Source organism: Citrobacter sp. TBCS-14 (assembly GCF_005280805.1).
Taxonomy (GTDB): Bacteria; Pseudomonadota; Gammaproteobacteria; order Enterobacterales; family Enterobacteriaceae; genus Citrobacter; species Citrobacter gillenii.
In genome coordinates this window covers 1-204 of sequence record NZ_SZWM01000531.1, presented here as the reverse complement: position 1 = coordinate 204, position 204 = coordinate 1, and the positions used below count along the sequence as shown (strand labels likewise).

Genomic DNA, 204 nt, shown 5'->3' with positions numbered 1-204 from the left:
CCTGAATGCTCCGCCGCTGGTTTTCTGCGCTCAAAATTTCTCCGCGCTGTAATAACGCATTACCGCCAAGAGCAATGACAATTCTCTTTTTCATTGATGACCTCATTATGCAAATTATCTCGCGGTCAAAATAACGTTTTATTACCTTTATTATGTGATGGGAGCGACAAGTAAAATATCTACAAAAATAACTCGATAATTAAT

Annotated in this window: 1 pseudogene; it reads right to left on the bottom strand. The window is 37.7% G+C overall.

Going from position 1 to position 204, the window contains the following annotated elements:
* Positions 1–94, bottom strand: a pseudogene (locus FDX22_RS31400) (carbamate kinase); the annotation flags it as partial.
* Between the last annotated feature and the right edge of the window lie 110 nt (positions 95–204).